The organism is Flavobacterium aquidurense (assembly GCF_031458035.1).
Taxonomy (GTDB): domain Bacteria; phylum Bacteroidota; class Bacteroidia; order Flavobacteriales; family Flavobacteriaceae; genus Flavobacterium; species Flavobacterium aquidurense_C.
This window is the reverse complement of the sequence record NZ_JAVDXR010000004.1, coordinates 383,531-403,436: the sequence shown is the minus strand read 5'-3', so window position 1 is coordinate 403,436 and position 19,906 is coordinate 383,531. Positions and strand designations below refer to the sequence as shown.

General features: G+C 35.1%; 16 protein-coding genes. 11 read left to right on the top strand and 5 right to left on the bottom strand.

What is annotated here, in order from left to right:
* The 4 genes from J2X17_RS09245 to J2X17_RS09230 form a co-directional block, all read left to right on the top strand.
* Nucleotides 1–306, top strand: a 306-nt coding sequence (locus J2X17_RS09245; RefSeq protein ID WP_310296785.1) for an alpha/beta hydrolase, incomplete at its 5' end; no start/stop codon positions are given.
* A gap of 407 nt (nucleotides 307–713) precedes the next feature.
* Nucleotides 714–1,871 (top strand): DUF3095 domain-containing protein, encoded by a 1,158-nt coding sequence (locus J2X17_RS09240; protein WP_310296783.1) that lies wholly within the window; start codon nucleotides 714–716, stop codon nucleotides 1,869–1,871.
* A 234-nt stretch (nucleotides 1,872–2,105) separates the two neighbouring features.
* Nucleotides 2,106–2,834: a DUF6088 family protein gene (locus tag J2X17_RS09235; protein WP_310296781.1), complete on the top strand. Its 729-nt coding sequence runs from the start codon at nucleotides 2,106–2,108 to the stop codon at nucleotides 2,832–2,834.
* Nucleotides 2,819–3,820 (top strand): nucleotidyl transferase AbiEii/AbiGii toxin family protein, encoded by a 1,002-nt coding sequence (locus J2X17_RS09230; RefSeq protein ID WP_310296780.1) that lies wholly within the window; start codon nucleotides 2,819–2,821, stop codon nucleotides 3,818–3,820. Before J2X17_RS09235 ends, J2X17_RS09230 begins: the two co-directional genes overlap by 16 nt.
* A gap of 47 nt (nucleotides 3,821–3,867) precedes the next feature.
* Here the strand turns inward: J2X17_RS09230 and J2X17_RS09225 are convergent, their stop codons facing one another.
* Nucleotides 3,868–4,557, bottom strand: coding sequence for a peroxiredoxin family protein (locus J2X17_RS09225; RefSeq protein ID WP_310296778.1), 690 nt, complete (start codon nucleotides 4,555–4,557; stop codon nucleotides 3,868–3,870).
* A 144-nt stretch (nucleotides 4,558–4,701) separates the two neighbouring features.
* Between J2X17_RS09225 and J2X17_RS09220 the strand changes: the two genes are divergently transcribed.
* From J2X17_RS09220 to J2X17_RS09210, 3 genes are all read left to right on the top strand, one after another.
* Nucleotides 4,702–6,057, top strand: a complete 1,356-nt coding sequence (locus J2X17_RS09220) for a sensor histidine kinase (protein WP_310296776.1) — start codon at nucleotides 4,702–4,704, stop codon at nucleotides 6,055–6,057.
* Nucleotides 6,054–6,755 carry a response regulator transcription factor gene (locus J2X17_RS09215; RefSeq protein WP_310296774.1) on the top strand — a complete coding sequence of 234 codons (702 nt, stop codon included), beginning with the start codon at nucleotides 6,054–6,056 and terminating at the stop codon, nucleotides 6,753–6,755. Before J2X17_RS09220 ends, J2X17_RS09215 begins: the two co-directional genes overlap by 4 nt.
* A 441-nt stretch (nucleotides 6,756–7,196) precedes the next feature.
* Nucleotides 7,197–10,889, top strand: a complete 3,693-nt coding sequence (locus J2X17_RS09210; RefSeq protein WP_310296772.1) for a bifunctional metallophosphoesterase/BamA family protein — start codon at nucleotides 7,197–7,199, stop codon at nucleotides 10,887–10,889.
* Between the two features lie 359 nt (nucleotides 10,890–11,248).
* Here the strand turns inward: J2X17_RS09210 and J2X17_RS09205 are convergent, their stop codons facing one another.
* On the bottom strand, nucleotides 11,249–11,821 hold the full coding sequence (locus J2X17_RS09205) for a hypothetical protein (RefSeq protein ID WP_310296771.1): 573 nt from the start codon (nucleotides 11,819–11,821) through the stop codon (nucleotides 11,249–11,251).
* Nucleotides 11,822–12,075: 254 nt separating this feature from the next.
* On the opposite strand from J2X17_RS09205, the gene J2X17_RS09200 reads away from it, so the two are divergent.
* Entirely contained in the window at nucleotides 12,076–12,603 is a 528-nt protein-coding gene (locus tag J2X17_RS09200) for a hypothetical protein (protein WP_310296770.1), read from the top strand.
* Nucleotides 12,604–12,698: 95 nt separating this feature from the next.
* A complete protein-coding gene (locus J2X17_RS09195) occupies nucleotides 12,699–13,790 on the top strand; it encodes a hypothetical protein (RefSeq protein ID WP_310296768.1) in 1,092 nt (363 codons plus the stop codon).
* An 8-nt stretch (nucleotides 13,791–13,798) separates the two neighbouring features.
* Here J2X17_RS09195 and J2X17_RS09190 read toward each other — a convergent pair whose 3' ends face one another.
* From J2X17_RS09190 to J2X17_RS09180, 3 genes are all read right to left on the bottom strand, one after another.
* Entirely contained in the window at nucleotides 13,799–14,263 is a 465-nt protein-coding gene (locus J2X17_RS09190; RefSeq protein WP_310296766.1) for a JAB domain-containing protein, read from the bottom strand.
* Nucleotides 14,264–14,523: 260 nt separating this feature from the next.
* Entirely contained in the window at nucleotides 14,524–15,555 is a 1,032-nt protein-coding gene (locus J2X17_RS09185) for a DUF932 domain-containing protein (RefSeq protein WP_310296764.1), read from the bottom strand.
* A 38-nt stretch (nucleotides 15,556–15,593) separates the two neighbouring features.
* Complete coding sequence (locus tag J2X17_RS09180) at nucleotides 15,594–15,983, bottom strand: single-stranded DNA-binding protein (RefSeq protein WP_310296763.1); 390 nt, start codon at nucleotides 15,981–15,983, stop codon at nucleotides 15,594–15,596.
* Between the two features lie 271 nt (nucleotides 15,984–16,254).
* Between J2X17_RS09180 and J2X17_RS09175 the strand changes: the two genes are divergently transcribed.
* Both J2X17_RS09175 and J2X17_RS09170 read left to right on the top strand, forming a co-directional pair.
* Nucleotides 16,255–18,705, top strand: coding sequence for an AAA family ATPase (locus tag J2X17_RS09175; RefSeq protein ID WP_310296761.1), 2,451 nt, complete (start codon nucleotides 16,255–16,257; stop codon nucleotides 18,703–18,705).
* Entirely contained in the window at nucleotides 18,692–19,873 is a 1,182-nt protein-coding gene (locus J2X17_RS09170; RefSeq protein WP_310296759.1) for a hypothetical protein, read from the top strand. The genes J2X17_RS09175 and J2X17_RS09170 overlap by 14 nt, the downstream gene beginning before the upstream one ends.
* The last annotated feature ends 33 nt before the right edge of the window (nucleotides 19,874–19,906 follow it).

Sequence of the window (19,906 nt, the reverse complement as noted above, 5' to 3'; positions counted from 1 at the left end):
TCAGGAACCGAGTTCTTTGCAGGTGACCTGTCTCCAGAAGATCAAAAACTGGTTTGGGCTACACATTATGCACCTGTTGCTGATTTATTCCAGCAGCAAAAAATCACTATTACACCACCGTGGGATAGTAAACCTAGTTGGTATATCTTATGTACTGATGATCACACCGTACATCCAGACTTACAGCGTTGGGTTTCTAAGCGTATGGGAGCTGATGTAACCGAGATTAAAAGTAGTCATGTGCCTATGCTTTCAAATCCTCAAGTTGTCATTGATGTTATCCGTAAGGCAGCCGCATCTGTTTAAAAATAATTATTGAATTATAATAAAAAGACTTCTTTAAAATTCCTTTATAGGAACATTTGAAGAAACTCATTTATTTAGAATAACCGCAAATTTTAAGGGAATTTAGGAAAATTTAATAGTTATAACTTTTCTGAAGATGTCACAGCAAATTATGGTTGTTCACGTAAATTTACAAGGTATTTATTATCCAACTTCCTAACAGGTTTTGTTAAATACCTATAAAGTAAAGGCTGTTATATTTATATAACAGCCTTTTATTAATTAAAGGAAGCCGATAAAGATGCTTTTCAATAATTAATTAAATTATAAATGCCCATTGGTCATGCATTACTATTGAAAAATGGGTATTTTTATACCTCTTTAGTATTAAAATAATGTTGGTGCTTTTTATAAAAATATAAAAACCGATGATAAAAGATAGCGAACATTTCTACTCTAATTTACCTGTAAATAAAGTTTCCATTGTTAAACTCTTGGAAGCTGAAGATATGTTTACTCCTTTGCCCGAAAATTGGCATGTAATTATTACTGATATTACAAATTCCACCGGGGCTGTTCATAAGGGTATGCATCAAACTGTAAACCTAGCCGCAACAGGAAGCATTGTAGTGGTCCTGAACATTGCTTATGATTTGAATATTTCTATACCGTTTTTCTTTGGTGGAGACGGGGCGACATTCCTTGTGCCTGGATTTCTAATTGATCACATGATGGATGCCCTTGCACAATACAAAGCAAATATCTTCAAAAATTTCAATCTTAAATTAAGAACGGAGACTATTTCGGTCGCTAAAATTTATGAAGCAGGCCATCAGATAAAAATATCAAAATTTAAAAGCGAAGGCTCCTTTTCTATTCCCATTGTTCTTGGCAGTGGATTGGCATACGCAGAACATATGATCAAGGCAAAAGATTTTAGCGTAGAGGAAAATGAAAACAATACAGAAAAATTAAATTTAGAGGGGATGCTATGTCGTTGGGATATTATTGAGCCTCCAAAAAATAAGCAGGAAGTAGTTACCCTATTAGTAATCGCTAATGGCACGACACAGCAGGCCATTGTTTTTAAAAAAGTACTTCAAAAAATTGATGAACTTTATGGTCTCCAAAAAAATCGACAACCCATATCTATTGGCAGACTAAAAGTAAAAAGTTCGTTTAAACGATTAGGTATGGAATCACGAATGAAATCTGGCTCAACGAAATGGCTGACGCTTATATTTACTTGGTTTAATACACAATATTTTCGTTTTTATTTTACAACAAAAAAAGGGAAACAATACCTTAAGAGTCTTGTTATAATGTCTGATACCCTCGTAATTGACGGAAAAATTAATACAATTATATCAGGCACAGAAGACCAAAGATCAGCTCTACAGCAATTATTGGATGAAATGGAATCGAATGACGAAATTATCTATGGTATGCATATCAGCAATGCTTCGATAATGTCATGTTATGTAAGAAACATTCAGGATGACCATGTTCACTTTGTTGATGGTTCAGATGGAGGATATAGCAAAGCCGCAACCATGCTTAAAGAAAAACAAAAATATAGATCCTAATGCTGAACGTTGACTTATAACAGAAGAAAACATAAGTAATGATTGAGAATTTTATATATTAAAAATATATAGAAACGTTTATTGATTGAGCTGTATTTGAAAGTATAAGCAAAGTTACAATGTTAATAGAGCTTGAAATGAACGTAATAAAGGAGATATTAAAAGAGTAAATTGTCAAGTAAATAATGGAAAAAACTTGACATATAGAAAAAATAGTTATCTTTGTAATTGATTATGACTGTAACAAATAAGATAGAACGTAAGATAGAACAAATAGCTCCTGGAGAGGTATTTGGATATAATACATTTGGACTTGCTTCAAATGAAGTTTTGGCAGGTGCTAAAGCACTTGGCAGATTAAAGGAAAGAGGGGTTATTAAAAGAGCAAGAAAGGGATATTACTATAAGCCCAAGCTTTCGGTATTTGGTGAACAAAAACCCAGAGAAGATGTTTTGCTTAAACTTTACTTATTTGATAACAATAAACAGACGGCTTATATTACCGGAACAAGGCTTTATAACAGACTTGGACTAACTACACAAGTACCAAGTTCAATTCGTATAGCATCACTTGACAGGCAGATCAAGGGTAAAGTTGGAAATTTAGTTATTAAACCAGCCAGGAGTTATGTAAGAGTAACTTCGGAGAATGTTCGTTATTTGGAAATACTGGATGTAATTAAAGATTTCAATACAATTCCTGATTTGCAAAAAAAAGATGGGCTGGCTTACTTAAAAAAAACGATTAGGAATTTAAATAATATTGAGATAAAAAAACTGATTGCCTACGGTATATCTTATCCACCAAAGGTGCGTGCTTTACTTGGTGCTCTTTTAGAGGAATATTATAATGATGGCGGAGATTTAAAAAAACTTAGAAATTCTTTAAATGTAACGAGTCGTTATCAGTATGGGATTGGATCTATATTGCTTTCAACGGCACAATTATGGAACATATCATAATGAATTTACATTTAGACAAAGAAAATTTTGAAGGTGCTATTACAGCCGCAGCAGATTATTTTTCAATTCCGGAGATTTTCATTGAAAAGGATTACTGGGTTACTTATGCACTTGCCGAACTATTTCAATCAGAAGTAAAAGATAGGGTTGTTTTTAAAGGTGGAACATCACTTTCAAAATGTTATAAGATAATCGAAAGATTCTCTGAAGATATTGATCTGGTGATTATAAAAAAAGATAGCGATACGGGAAATGAGCTTAAAAGAAAACTAAAGGAGATTACTGAGGTTGTCGACAAATCTATTTTGCAGGAAGTTACAGGTGATGCTCAAACCAATAAAGGAGGCAGCGTAAGAAAAATAGTTTATTCGTATCCAAAAATTGGGATGTCTGGGAATTACGGGCAGGTTAGGGAGCATATTACTGTTGAGGTTTCGCATTTGGGAAATTACATGCCTAATGAAACACGATCAATCTGTACACTTATTGCTGATTATATCAAGACGCTGCCAGAAGATGCAGGATTGATTACACAATTTGGATTGCAAGATTTTGAGGTTTGTGCCTTAGCAGTTGAACGAACTTTTTGTGAGAAAATAATCAGTCTGATTCGTTTTTCTTATTCAAAAACACCATTGGAAGATTTGTCTCAAAAAGTGCGCCATACGTACGATTTACATCAGTTGCTTCAACTCGAAAAAATCCAAAACTTTATAGCTTCGAAGAAATTTGACAGCATGCTTCTGCAAGTAGCGATGGATGATGATAAGGCGATCCCAAATGACAAAGCCTGGCTTTATGAACATCCAAAAGAGGCCTTTATTTTTAGTAAAACCTCCATTGTATGGAATCAATTAAAAAAAGTTTATACAACATCTTTTAAAGAATTGGTAACAGGTCATCTTCCTGATGAAAATAAAATTCTTGAAACTTTACTATTAATTTCCGAGCGACTTGAAAAAATGGAATGGTCTGTAAAAAAATAAATTTCTGAAAGCGTTGAAGACAGCTTTTTGAATTTTGAGCTAATTTTTTAGCTTTCTTTATCAATTATCGTTTTTAAATCATTGTATATAGTTTCGCTGTTGTCCATAACTCCTTTTATAATGCCGTTTTTATCAATCACAAAACTAGTTGGGAAATAAAAAACATTATATTTTTTACTTATCTCACCTGAATTTGGCAATTGTGTGAAGTTAAAAGCGGATTTTTTTAGAAAATTATGTACATGTTGTGAAGTGTTGTATGTAAGTCCAAGAAAAATGACCTCTTTATTTTTGTATTCACCCACTAGCTTATTGAGTTCAGGAATTTCCTTAATACATGGAGCACAAGATATAAACCAGAAATTCAATATTATTGTTTTTCCGCGAAGTTCTTTTAGAGACCATATTTTACCATCAAGATCCTTAACTTGAAAATCAGGAGCTGGATTATTAAGCATTTCTGCTAAAGCTTTTTTACTTTTAAATTCGTTTTCTTTAAATTCAGAAGTCTTTCTTACCAGATGCATCACACCATTTTTATCATCCTGTTCGCTATGTTTAAATAGTATTTGACCTTTTCCCCACGCATTTTCAAGGCTATCGAGATTATTACTTTTAAGAACCTCACCATTTGGCAAAATAAAATGGGTTGACTTTTTTGAAGACAGAGTCTGACCATTCATGTTTACGAAAAGTAAACATACAGCTGCACATATTAAAGATTTTATATTATACATTTTTTCAATTGTTTAAGTTTTATATGTCAAAAGTAATTGTAATGTTTTGCCTTACAGGTTAACCCCATCTTAACTAATGTTAACTAGTGTTAACTGATTTTTTCGGTTACCAAAATGAGATATATTTGTATATTATAATTTGCTATGAAAAATCAGTTTAAAATTATTTTAATTACTTCTATTACTGTATGTAGCATCTTGCTTTTTCAGGTTTTTTGGGTTTATAGAACCTATGAAAATAGTCGGGAGAATTTTCAGGTGAAAGTTAAAACTGCATTGCAGCGAAGTGTCGACTTATTCTTTTTGGAAAAAATCAGAACACCTATGAGTTTATCCAGTAGCAATCCTTATTTGTCAATAGTAAGCGAGGTTACAAATGAAAAGAAAGAAAAATTAAGCTTAAAAGAAGATTTTTCGAAATCGTCAGGACCAATCAAAATAGGAATGCAGCCCCTAAAAATAGATACCGCAGATTTGGAAAGTGTACGTCTTTTTTTAGTGAAATTAATAGCTTCATCAAATAAGCAAAATCTAGATTTATCAGTGATTAAAGAAGATTTTAAAAAAGAACTCTACAAAGAAAAAATTTTCATCGACTATAAATTGTCAATGAAAAAAAAGGCAGTTTTGGATTCTGAAGAAATCGTAAGCATTCCTTTAGGCACAGGTAAGAAAAACTGGGTAATTGAAGCCAGGCTTTTTAAAACGGAAAAATACCTGCTTTTAATAAATATCATTCCTTTTTCGATATCCTTAATACTGGTAATTTTAACCGCAGGAAGCCTTTGGTATCTCGGATTGATAATTTATAGACAAAAACAGCTGGATTATAAAAAGAATAATTTTATAAGCAATATCACTCACGAATTACGAACACCAATATCAATTCTTAAATCTTCTAATGAAGCATTATTACAATTCGGACAAGCTTCCAATCCAGAGAAGACAAATCGTTATTTAAAGATTAATGCAGATGTTTTAAATAAATTGGATTATAATATAGATCGTCTTTTGGACATAACCAGATACGAACTAGGAGTAAAATACGTAAATTTAAGCAATGTAAATATTGATGAACTAGTAAGAAGCATAGTAGATAAATTTCAAGTAGATAATAATAATCAGATATCAATAAGGACTGAATTAGAAAATGAAATAATTCGTACCGATAAAGATATGGTTGAGGGAATATTGAATAACCTTATAGATAATGCTTTGAAGTTTAGTGTCAGGTCTTCTAAAATTACAATAAAAGTTTTGAGTTCATCAAAATTTTGGCAACTGGAAGTAGAGGATAATGGCAGCGGAATAAGCGAAGAAAATCTTCCTTTAATTTTTGATAAATTTTACAGGATAACAACTGGTAATCTTCATGATGTAAAGGGATATGGAATAGGATTGAGTTACGTAAAAGAACTGGCTGGTTTGCTGTCGGGTGAAATAATTGTAAAAAGCTCTTTAGGATTGGGTACAACCTTTATTATAAAATTTCCGTTATGAAGGAGATAATTAACGTTTTGCTTGTAGAAGATGAAGAAGTGTTGTCAACTATCATAAAAGAAACTCTTGAATTGCGAGGGTTTAGCTTTTCAATTGCCAAAAACGGAGTAGAAGGCTGGGAACAATTTCAAAGAAAGAAACCTGACATTTGTATAGTTGATATCATGATGCCCAGAAAAGACGGATATTCCCTTGTAGAAGATATTCGAATAGTAGATCATCTGACTCCCATAATTTTTCTCACGGCAAAAAATGAAATTGCAGATGTTTTAAAAGGACTTAAAATTGGTGCGGATGATTATATGAAAAAGCCTTTTAGTTTGGAAGAACTTATTTTGCGAATACAAAAACTAGTACGACGAAAGTATGTCCACTCGGATCAAGCAACTTCCAAAACTTGTGATAAAAATATAATAGTTGGAAATTTTCAGTTCAATCGTCATAGATTAGAATTAACATTTGAACAGAAATCAGTAAATCTTTCGCAGCGTGAATCAGAATTATTGGATTTACTCATTCAAAATAAAAATCAATTATTAGATCGCAATAAAGCCTTGTTGCTGCTGTGGGGAGATAATAATCAGTTTACAGCAAGAAGCATGGACGTTTACATCACCCGCCTGCGAAAATATTTAAGCGCTGATCCGGCTGTAGAAATTCTTAGTATAAGAAATAAGGGATTTAAATTAATCGATTAGAAAGATTTAGAATTTTATTGTAATACAGAAGTTTCGAAACTAAATCAGTTATGACTTTATTTTATTGAAATATCTTTTTTGTTAATAGCCATTTGCGACAATTCTGCCCAGTCGAAAATATTGGAGAGTGAGTTGGATTTAGCACAAATTAAAAAATCACGTTTTGATGCAACAGTAGATATTTGTCGTGCTGCAGGAGGCGGGAGGAGATAACTGTGTGACTTTATTGTGATCTCTGCTTTAACCGTGTTTAAGTGTTGTGTGGAAGAGAACGCTACGGTTTACTTTTTGTTTAAATAGCAACAATTCATATTATCAAATTAACGAAATAAAGCAAAAAATTACGCGGCAAAATTTTTAATGCTTTGATTTTTAATGCTTTAAATAATGGCGCGCTCCTTGCATGTTTATTCCTAGATTTTTTACTTAAAGCTTAACATTATGAAAAAAACAACTATTTTAGTAATCTTAGTTTTATTGCAAATAGTTGGATGCGCCACATTCAAAGAGCAATCAATTGAAGAAACTGCAAATGCATCCGATAAAAAGATTATTCATTCTATTTACCTGACTGGAGGATATGGAGAAAAGGAAACAGCCGACAATACTTTGAATCAGTTTAATGAAATACTAAAAAAAGAAAAGGAAAAAAATTCAACATTTTTGTTATTGGGAGATAATATAACTGCAAATGAAAAAGATATTCTTTCGGATAAGTCGCTTTTAACTGAACAGACAGAGATGATTAAAGGTTATAGTGGAAATACTTATTTTCTTCCCGGTGATTATGAGTGGAAATACAAAAATAGCAGAAAGACGCAAGAGAGCCAGAATTTGCTGAAGATCATACCACGCAATACGGCAGAATATTTACCTAAAAATGGAGCTCCCTTAAGCAAAGTTTCGGTTAATGAAAATCTCGAAATTATATTTATAGATTCGCAGTGGTACATTTCGAACTGGGATGATGTGCAGTACATAAATGAGAATTCACCGGATATTAAAACAAGAAGACGTTTTCTCGAGGAGCTGGAAGGTATGATTCGTGATGCTGCATTTAAAAACGTAATCATTGCCATGCATCACCCAATTTTCAGCAATGGTAAGCATGGTGGAAAATATAGTTTCAATGATTATCAGCATCCTTTACCCATTATTGGCTTAGCAGATAAAACGGTCCGCAAACTGGGAGGAACGAGTTCTCAAGACATTGCCTACAGCAGATATAGAGAATTAACGAGCTTCGTGGCCGCCCTCGCAAAATTATCGGATCATATTGTTATTGTTTCAGGACATGAAAACAGTCTGCAATATTTGGAAGGAAATGGAATTCATCAGATTATCAGTGGCTCACTTGGAAAAAGTGAAGCAACAAAACTATCAAAGGAACTCGTAACAGCTCCAGGTGGAAAATTAAAGTATGAAGGCATTTACAGCTCAAGTGAAAAAGGATATGCCAAGCTTAATTACTTCGAGGATGGTTCCTCAGAAGTGGAATTTCATTCTGTTGAAAACAACAAATTATTATACCGACACGCAGTAAATAAAGCGCTGCCAAATATTGATGAAAAACCCAATAATATTGTAACAGCTGATTTCCCGAATACTGCAAAAGCCCAAATATTAACTAAAGAAGAAACATCTAAATCCTGGTTTTATAAGTTATTCTGGGGAGAACATTATCGTGATTATTATTCCAGGGAAGTCACTGTAAAAACTGCATCGCTGGATACCTTATATGGCGGACTTACGGTATTAAGAGAAGGCGGGGGGCATCAGTCTCAGTCTTTAAAACTCCAAGGTAAAACCGGAAAACAATATGTAATGCGATCACTTCACAAAGATGCGCTCAAATTTTTGCGATTTAAACTAAAAGGGATTGCTTTTAAACCCGATTCGTATGATGATACAGCTACAGAAGAATTGGTATCCGACTTTTTCACTACAGCGCACCCATATGCACAGTTGGCCGTGAGCGATCTTGCAGAGGCAGCTTTAATCAATCATTCCAATATAAAATTATTCTACTTTCCCAAACAATCCGGATTTGGAGATTTAAATGATAAATACGGTAATGGATTGTATTATATCGAAGAAAGACCATCAAAAGACCAGAAAGATTTTAAAGGTTTTCAGCATACTTCAATAGAAAATTCAGGCGAGATAGTTGATTTTGCAAATACAGAAGACGTTCTTAAAAAATTGCGTGATAATGATAAATACAGTATTGATAAGCGTCAGTACATCCGCTCGAGAATTTTCGATATGCTTATTGGCGATTGGGACCGCCACGAAGACCAATGGCGATGGGCACTTCGGGAAACAGGGAATAAATCAGGGGTCTATTCGCCAATACCACGGGATCGTGATGCCGCTTTTTCAAAATTTGATGGTGCTGCTTTAGCCGTAGTCAAAAACAGAGTTCCTGACACCCGTTTTTGGCAAAGTTATGATGACAATCTGGACAATGTAAAGTGGTTTAATTCTGAAGCCTATAACCTTGATAAAATTCTTGTTTCCCAGTATGATGCATCAATCTGGAATGAAGAAGCAATATCCATTCAAAAAGGCATAACCGATGCTGTAATTGATAAGGCATTTTTGAATCTTCCACAAGAAATGCAGGATAAGGCTTTGGAAGATATCAAAACAAAATTTAAAAAAAGACTTAAAAATTTAAACATTCTGGCTTCTGAATATGCTGATTTCATCAATGAAAAAGTTGTAGTTCACGGCACAGATAAAAAAGATGTTTTCCAGATTACCAGACAGCCAAAGGGCAATACAACAATAGAAATATTTTCTGAAAAGAACAGTACCCAGCCTTATTATTCAGCCGTAATAAATTCTGACAACACTTGTGAAATCTGGATATACGGACTTAATGGCGATGATGATTTTATAGTAAAAGGTGAAGGAGACAAGGAAATATTGGTGCGCATTATTGGAGGTTATGGAACGGATCATTATACAGTAGAGGAGAATGATAAAATCCGTATTTATGACTATGATTATGAGAAAAACATCATCGACGCCAAGCAGCCTTCAAAGAAACAGTTATCATCACTTTATGAAACTAATAATTTGCATTTCAGGTATTTTATCCCAAGCAATAATATTTTAGTTCCTGTATTGGGGTATGCGACTGATGACGGTTTTGTACTCGGAGCGAAGGATACTTATACCTACAATGCCTTTAATGGAAATCCACATAAACAGATACATGAAATTTTTGCCAATTATTATTTCACCTACCAATCAGCTGAGGCGGGATACAATGGAAGTTTTTTTAATGTTTTTCCACACATTAACCTTTTAGTCGAAGCGTATTTCTCGGGAACTAAGTTTTCGAACAACTTCTTTGGTTACGGAAACGAAACCGTTAATGATGATAAGGAACTTGGAAAGGATTATAACCGTGCTAGAACCAGACAGACCAATTTGAACGCAGGGTTTGAATATCACAAATTTAAAATTAAGGCTTTGTTTGAAAGTTTTGAAATCCAGGAAATGAATGATCGTTTTTTTACTCCTGCAAATGTAGATCCTGCTGTATTTGAACACCAGAATTATGCCGGTACAGAAGCATCCATAGCTTATCTGAACAGGGATGCAGAAGATTTTTCTACAAAAGGTTTATATGCTTCCGCTAAGGCAGGCTGGAAAATTAATACCGATAACAGCGATAATAATTTTGGTTATTTTGTTGGAAAGGTAGGACTCGAAGACAAGCTTACCAATTCAGGTAATCTGGTATTTCAGACGGTTGCCGAGGGACGCGTTATTTTTGGAGATAATTATTATTTCTATCACTCTTCATTTTTGGGTGGCAATAATGGTTTACGTGGTTATCGCAACGAACGTTTCAGTGGGAAAAACAGTTTGTATGACAGCTCGAATCTTAAACTAAAAGTAGCAAGTTTTAAAACAGGCCTTATTCCGATTGATTTTGGCCTTTATGGCGGATTTGATGTCGGCCGCGTCTGGGTTGAGGATGATCCTTCCAAAAAATGGCATACCTCGCAGGGCGGTGGAATATGGTTTGGAGGACTCAGTACGCTAAGTCTTCAGGCTGCTTGTTTTAATTCCGACGAGGGAAATATTATATTTATAGGTTTTAATTTTAAGTATTGACTAGCTGATTAACAAAATCTGATTGGTTTTAAGTGAAAACGCAACAGGTACCGCAATTTTTTAATTAATGCAATCACAATAAGAAGATTTGTAGAATCCAATAAACTTATAAGTACCAGTTTGGCTTTTGCCTTATTCCGTGGCTTAGTTTATGGAATGATGCTGGTGTATAATATGGCAAGCCCTTTTTTGATTGAAGGGGTAATGCATTATTCAACTTAAGTCAGCGGTAACGCTTCGCTTCTTTAGGTGTGGCAGTGCTTTGCGAAGGGCTTTTGGCAAAGCGCAATATCAAAGCATAATCATTACATTTTACTTTGGTAGAAATTGATAAGAATTTGTCAAATGCGTATTTATGATTAGTTTTTTGAAACTCTTTCTATTATTTCTCGCATTTCATAGAAATAGGATTTATAAATTTCAAGTTTGATAGAGGCTGACTGATGCTCCTTATGGTATGTATTAAATAAATCCTCATAATTTTTTACATCTTTAAACATTCCTGTAAAATCCTGGTGAGGCTCGTTAATGATTTTCTGCATTATATTTTCAAGTTCCGATTCATTACCAAAATGGGAAATAAGCTTATAAATATTTTTACAATAATCACCGATCAGAGCAGAATATTGTGCATGCATGGAATTACTAATTTTAATCTCTTCATGATGCCTTTGTATACTAAAATCTTTTTGTTCTTTCTCTGTACTAATAACTGCTAACTGATGATAGTATTCAATAGTCATACCTGTTTGAAGGTAACCTACCTGATTTAATAAAATCATATAAGTCAGTTTGCGCTCTTCTGCAATTAAGTCGATTTCTGTTTTTTTCTTGTCGCTTTTATCTTTTAATGTATTTGCTACATATTGTGACAATATTCCCGCAGCTGCTCCAATACATGTGGAAAATAGGGCTATTTCTGGTGTAGTCATTTTGAAAAATAGATTTTTGTGAATTTATATCTGCCTTTATTTTCTGAATTGGCTGTGGCAAAAGCAGTGAGAATTCCATTATCGAAGATAAACTTTCCCGGCTAAAGTAGAAATTAATTTTATCTAAACCAGTATTTTAAAAGTATGTGCTTGTGAAGTTTTACTTTTTGTTTTGCTCCATTCTTGCTCTGCGTTACTATGGAATTAATTCTTAAATTTATTACCATGAAAATTCAGCACTAAAAATTATAGATATGGATCCACTTACCTGGGGTTTTATAGGAACCCTTATAGGCACCGTTGTCGGGGCTTCAGCGAGTATAGTCACTACAATAATCAATTCAAGAAATGTTTCCAGAAACCAGAATAAACTTGAAATCTACAAACGTCAGGAAATTTTCCGCGAATTCCAGCGCGATAATTATTTAAAAATTCAGGAAAATATTTATAAAGCGCTCGGGATAATTAACCTGATGCATATTCAGGGGATGCAGAAACTCGATGATACAGGAGAGTGGCACGAAGAATCCCCGAATTCTGAAAATTATAATGAACTGATGGCTGTGATAAGGGATTTGATGATGCACCTGGAGCGTATCGAAAATGAGAAGTTACGCGGAGAGATCAGGGTTATTCTCGGTAAAATGACCACAGTTTCCAGTACTTCGGGCTGGAGGCAAAGCATAGATCTTTTGGCACAAATAACCTTTGCTGCCAATGATGCGATGAAGATACTGGGAACAGAATTACGAAATAACTACTACAGCGGAGCTGTGATTTAGTAATAAAAAGGCAGCGCTACTGATCTGTAATTTTTCTTTTACTGTATACTATCAATTGGCATTGTCCCGTTTATAATGCTCTTATATAGTATACTATGAAAACGATCAGTTTTACACGTGAAGAATTATATGATCTTGTCTGGAAAAAAAACCTCGGCCAAATTAGTCATTTGTATGATCTTTCCAGTTATAGTATTCGACAGGCCTGTGCCACACTAAAAGTTCCACTACCTCATGCAAGTTATTGGATACAGTTAAAGCATGGTTATAGTTGGGTTGCTAAACTTTCAGAATCTTATGAGGGGCCTGAATCGATAGAGATTCTTAAAAAGAAATACGAAACTAATGTGCCCCAACTTGTTCCATCTCCTATAGTGCTACGGACCAAAGAAATTGAAAAGGATCCTAAGGCTCCTCTTACCGTTGCGGAGAAACTTACCAAACCTGAGCCACTGATTCGTCAGACCAAAGAGTATTGGGACAAAAGACGCAAAAACAAAAACTATCGCGAGCAGGATCCTGAGATTATTTTTTTTAATGTCGCGGATACCAATTTTCCACGGGCACTTCGTTTTATGGATGCGCTTATTAAACTGCTTAAATACAGGGGTCATGGGCTTCAAAAAGACCGATACAACCATACGGTCGCGGTAGTTGACGGAATTGAAATCGAGGTCTATCTCCGTGAAGCCAGTAAACGTGTACCGGCGACCGGCGGCTACAGCGGAACGGAGCTCGTGCCAACGGGGGACTTTATTTTTCAGGTGGGAAAGTACTCCGGTCAGAAAGAATGGCGCGACGGCGCCAAACCTGTAGAAGGACTATTGGCCAGGATCGTGGCCAAACTGGAGCTGATGGCGGAGAAAGAAAAAAAATGGCAGGAAGAATCCCGTTTGCGCCAGATCGAGCGTGAAAAACAAGAGGCCATTGAAAGGGCTGCAGCTCAGAGAAAACAAAAGGAAGTGCAGGATTTTAAAGCTTTGCTCAGCGGTGCTGAGCGATATGATGAGGTCACCAAACTGCGTAATTATGTAAAGGCGGTTCACGCGCAAGCTGATCCTTTGGATGAGGCACTTCAGCAGTGGATTGTGTGGGCAGAGAAAAAGATTAACTGGATGGATCCTCTGATCTGCACACCTGACGACATCTTTACAGCTTATGACCTCACGCAGTATAAAAAATGGTAAATGGCGCCTTACAGGGCGCCATCATCTATGAAGGAGTAGTAGGATTCTGAGGTGATAATCAGGTGATCCATTAGTTTAATATCGAGCAGCTCTCCTGCCTGTCTGATCTTTGTAGTGGTGTACTTATCAGCCTCGGAGGGTCTTTTATTGCCTGAAGGGTGATTGTGGGCGATCATAATGCTGGTGGCATTGGCTTTCAGGGCTGCGGAGAATATCATGCGAAGATCCACGGTGGTTCCGGTGATACCTCCTGAGGACATTTCATATAACCCTAAAACTTTTAGTGAATTATTTAGAAAGAGTATTTTAAATTGTTCGAAATATTCGATTTTACCCTGATCCCAGGAGGATTTCAAAAGTTGGTAGGCATCTTTTGAGGATTTGATCTGCAGTCTTTCAGAAGCTTTTACCTTTGATTTGTAAACGAGTTCGATTTCTGAGACCATTTGCCAGTTCTGATTGGTAGTTTCCATGATTTTTATATTTTAAATTAATAATGGAACTGATACCGGAAATGGGCAAGCGAGCGCAAAAAGCAACGCAATAAAGTGCGGTTTACCCGCACATTTATGGGGGAATTTTTTGCAGTGAACCGCTGAACGTTTTCGAACTTTGTGATACTATTAATAACATATAAATAAAAATAACAGCCTTACTAAAGCTACAGGAGATTCAAATGTCTGAGCGCCTCAAAGCAGGGGCAGGCTGTTCTCAGCCTGCCCCTAAAGGGCTTTTAATTGGACAGGATACTGTTTCTTTTCTGTGCAAAATCAGTGCAGAGGTTAAAGGCGCTCTGTCCTCTCTGCTGGGCTGTACCGCCTAAAAGCAATGATTTAAGTTTTGCCTCAGAATCTTTGTAATTCCTTACATTTTGAAAGTAGCCCGTAACGGCATTATAGGCCCCAAAAACGGTGCCTTCACAGGTTTTGTTGAGCTGGGTGTCATTGCTCATGGCGTATTCATAGCAGGCTTCTACACAGTTTGAAAAACAGGCAGACAATTCTGCTACTTCGCCATTTTTAAGATTCTGGGTTATTTCTTTGCTTGGTGCAAGGGCTAACGAGATCAGTTTTTTTACTTCAGTATCGGTAATAGGCACTTTTGCCCAATGGTTAAAAATGCCCTCGAGCTGGACGGATAAAGAGTCGGTAATTCCCATGACTTTGTGCGCCTGTTCCAGACGGCTTATGGCGTTGGAGGTATGACGAATCCTTACGGTATTGGTTTGTGTGCGAAGGGCAGCGTTAAGCGTATTGGCACAGACAATGCGAATGGGAGTAAAGGCAGCTGTAATGCTTCCGCTTCCGTCGTGAGAGGTGGTAAGGAACAGGTATTTTTCTATCAGGTCGTCTTTTCCAACACGGATATAATCGGGGAGTTTGGCAGTTATAAAAATACGTTCGCCTTTTCCCAGAGCGCCTGCAGTTTCGTAAAGGATACCGTTACCACCGATAATGCTGTCAAAGAATGTAAAAGCCTCGCTGTTCTGTACAATCTGATAATCTTTGCCCACAACGCCCAGAACAGCACTGGTGTCGGTTCGCAGGGTTGAAAAATAATCGGCAACGGGTATTTTATCAAGTTCTCCCCTTTGGCTGTATAGCGGTGCTTTGATGACCTCATAGTCCAGCCCTGCATGTTTGATAGCCTGTGCGGAGTTTGGATAATCCGATACAATCTGACCCAGATTGTGCCATGGTTTTTGGGCAACGGAAAAAAAAGAATGTTTTTGTGTACTCTCGTTAAAATGAATTTGATGTGACATGATATTGAATTTTAAATTAAAAAATGTGATGTAAATAATTAAAAAGGCAGGTCGTCGGGATCGTCTTTATTGGAATTTGTTAATGGTATAGCCGCTGAGGGTGTTTGAGAATCTTTTTTGGCAAAGACCAAAATTTTCAGGTGGTTGACATGAAAAGTCAGACTTCCAGCGGGATTGCCTTCATGGCTTAGATAAACGCTGAGGCCGATCCGCCCAAAGAGCTGAACCAGAGCGCCTTTTTTTAGATAAGGAGCTACGCCAGGGCTGAGCCAGTAATCACAATTGATATAAGTGGTTACTTCTTTAACCTGTGAAGCTCCTTTGGGTTTATAAGAATCATTAATAGCTATGCTGAAATTAATGACTTGTTTGCCGTCTTTCAGTTTAAAAAGGCTGGCATCTTTGGTGATACGTCCGGTGATTTCCATAGGGTTTGTTTTTAAGGTTACTACTAAATCCTTTTAAAATCCGCTTTGTCCAAAAAATATTTTCAAAAGAAAAAACGGAAAAAAAGAAAGCAAGAAATCAGTAGTGCCTGGATATCATGGGCTATAAGTCCCGAAGGGTGGGCAAGGGAAGCGCAGTCCATTATGCGCACAGGGTATTGGGGTACTACTATCTTAGCTGCCCTTTTAGTCCGTTTCGAATGAAAATGCTTATTTATGTTTTATCTGTCTGAAAGAAGTTCTTACGAGGACTATGAAAAGACTAATTAAGAAGCATTGGCAGATTAAAGTTTTTGTTCTGCCAATAAGAAATTATTTTTTATTAGAATATATTTACAGTCAACATAAAAATATAATGGGAGACATTTCAGGTAATTTTAAACTTATTGGTATCCAGCCCCATCTTACTTGTGATCAAAAATTCACTAAAGTGCTGGAGCGTGGAAGATTGTATCAATTCTATAGAGAATTTATTTTTTTAAATGCGAAAGGAGACCAGGCTAAGGTTGGCGATACTATTGTTTCTTATATTAGAGTTGAAAATGAGGTTCCTTCAGATTTATTCACTATTGATAATCTCAATATAAATATTTCAGCTATAGTAGGAAAAAATGGAAGCGGAAAGAGCAGTTTGATTGAGCTTTTATTGTACAGCATCTACAAACTGGGAATAACTCTAAAGGATGAGTTCGGTCAACCTGTTTTAAAAACATACAGCCAGCAAGCAAAAGAAGATGTTAAACTTATTAATGATATCCTTGACATTGATCTGGTAAAAACAATAGAACTTCAAAAATATTTTTTGATTGCTAATAATCAAAAAACCGTTGATTATAGTCAAAAACTTGATGAATTCTCCTATATAGACAATAAAATCAAAGAATCAGTTCGAAGAAAGGATCTGCTGGAAAAAAACATTGCTGAAGCTCAAAAGGAGAATGATTTTATCATCTCAAAATTAAAATGCAGCATTTTCTTTGAGGTTGATGGCGTAGTTTGCGAATTGAACACCGATGATCAAGTAGATGTAAATTTGAAGGTTGTTGAGTCCGATGAAAATCCTGTTAATGCAGAGGCTAGAAACATTCGAATTTTTAATCTACTTGATCCCAATGATTATAAAATCCTCTCGAGTTTTTTCTACACGATGGTACTCAATTATTCACACCACGGTCTTAATTCCTCCCATTTAGGATTTTGGATTACAATGCTGTTTCATAAAAACGATGGATATAAAGCCCCTGCGGTTATCAATCCAATGCGCAAAGAAGGCAATTTTGATATTAATACAGAAAATGCTTTAGCCAAGTCACGGCTTTTGATGAATTTATTGGTTCAGGCACTCCATCACAGAGAAAATCCAAAAAAAATTAAACTCACTGACAAACAATATGTTTATAAAGTTCGTTTTGAGTTGGATCAAAAAAATAGTGAAGTAGAGAATAACTATGAGGAGCAATACTATTTGAACTATGAGGATCGTTTTATCGGCAAAAAAGAAATGAATGAAAACATTTTAAAGCTTTTAACCCTTTATTACAAGGAATTGACTCCGGTAATTTCACAAAAAAAGGAGTTGCCCTTTACCGATGAAATTATTGATTACTTAAAAAGAAAAATTCCAAAAGCATTAAAAAAATATCCTAGGTATGGCAGTTTATTAGGATCTGGTGATACACTTTCTTATTTTGATGCAGTTTTAAAGGTCTTAAGAGATGATAAGTCTCATGTTACTTTTAAAATCGAGCGTGCCTTGTTTTTTCTTAGAAAATTGCTAGAGCCGCGCAATGCGATGATTTGGACATTGGCACAGGAAAGGGGCTATATTGATTTTGACCTGTATGAGTTGCTGGAGTGGATGGAAATTAAAGAGATTAAAGATTTACATTTGATTTTTGAAAGAATCCCTCCATCTGTTTTTAAGATAGATTTTATTCTTGACACTAATAAATTGTTTGTCAGCAACAATTTTAAAGAAGAGAAGCTTCCTACTCTTGACAGTCTAAGCTCAGGTGAGCAACAGAAAATCCATATCATAAATGGGGTAGTTTATCATCTTAATAATATTTTTTCAGTACATAATTCGCATTCTGCGATTACCAGAACAAAGTATAATTATGTCAATATTATATTTGATGAGATTGAATTGTATTTCCATCCGGATTTTCAAAGGGAATTTATTTACGATCTTTTGCAAAACATTAAGAGACTTTCTCACATCACACAGGATAAAGATAAAAGGATTAAGGGATTAAATCTTATTTTTTCTACCCATTCACCATTTATACTCTCAGATATTCCAGTTCAGAATATTTTAAAGATTGAGTATGATCAAAGTTTAAAAGCGGCTGTTCCGATCCTGGAAGGTACCCAAACTTTTGGGGCGAACATTCACGATCTTTTGGCGAACAGCTTTTTCTTTAAAAATAAAGCGTTCAGCGGCAAAAAAGCGGATGATTATTTGAAGCAATTGATAAGGAAGATAAATTCTTATGATAAGGAAATACCTTATGCGGAATCTCAGGAATTATTAAAAAAGGCATCTTTAATTGGGGAAAATTTCTTTAGAGAGAAACTTCTTGAAATGATTCTCAGCAATTCTGAAAAAACTTCAAAAGCATTGGAGGACTTGATTGAGAAAAAGAGAAAAGAACTAGAAGATTTAGAAAATCGTAAAAATAATTTGAACAATGATCTTAATTAATCATCCTAATATTAATATTATTGCAACGAAGTATGCTGATGATCTTTTTAAACAATTTGAAAATAAGAGAGGCATTATTACAAGGATCCTGGAAATCCTACTTAGTACGGGCAATTACGATAAAAATATTCATGTAAATAAAGGGCTGCCCGCTTTAAAATTGATTTTAAATCAGACAGAGCTTCAAATTCCTAAAGGGAAGACGAAGAACGATAAAACTGATATTTTATATCATAATATTGATATGCATCGCATCAGAGCAGACAAACGATCAAAATGCAATAGAAGAATCAGGTATAATTTTATTGAAACACAGTTGAAGCTAATTTTTAATTCTAATTCTTTAAAGAAGCTGTTTTCGGCAGAAATTGGCGAATTAAAAAAGCTTGATCAGCTTTTTATTGATGGTGGTAAATTAGATTCGAGAGTTTATGCATATTTTTTTGATTATGAAAAGTACTATAAGACCTTAAATAAATATATTGGTCAGGAATTAGGAATCATTTGCTGTCCTTACTGCAATAGAAATTATATAACTTACGTGTCATCTGATGATGAAAGGCGTATTATAGGTCCTACATATGATCATTTTTTTAATAAAAGCACTTACAAATTCTGTGCGCTGAGCTTTTTTAACCTTATTCCAAGCTGTTATGTCTGTAACAGTAACTTAAAAAATAGAATAAATTTTGATCTGACAACTCATTTGTATCCTTATACAGATGAGTTTGGAAAAAATGCTTTCTTTGATTTTGATTTAAAATTGGTGAATACGAGCGCCGAAAAAAAGATTATATTCAAACCTACTATCAAGCTTATAAATGGAATAAGCCCTGAAGACGAGCTCAAACTAATAGGCAAGAAGGTAGATAAAAAAGGCCAGGTAACGGGTAGTATCAAGGTTTTTAAGCTTCAGAAAATTTATGAATCGCATTATGATACCGTTGAGGAAGTCCACGAAAAATTTGATGCCAACAGCCCTTATTACATTAAATCAATTAAAGAAAAATTAAAACTCATGGGAGTAGGGGAAAAGGAATTTTACAGGTTTCACTTTCATAATTACTATGATAATTCTGATTTTCACAAAAGACCGCTAGCTAAATTGACCAAAGATATATACGCAAAAATGGAGCAGATTCAAAAAGATACGTCAACGGGAATTTAAAACGGAAGAGCGACTATCTTTGTGTTAATTTTT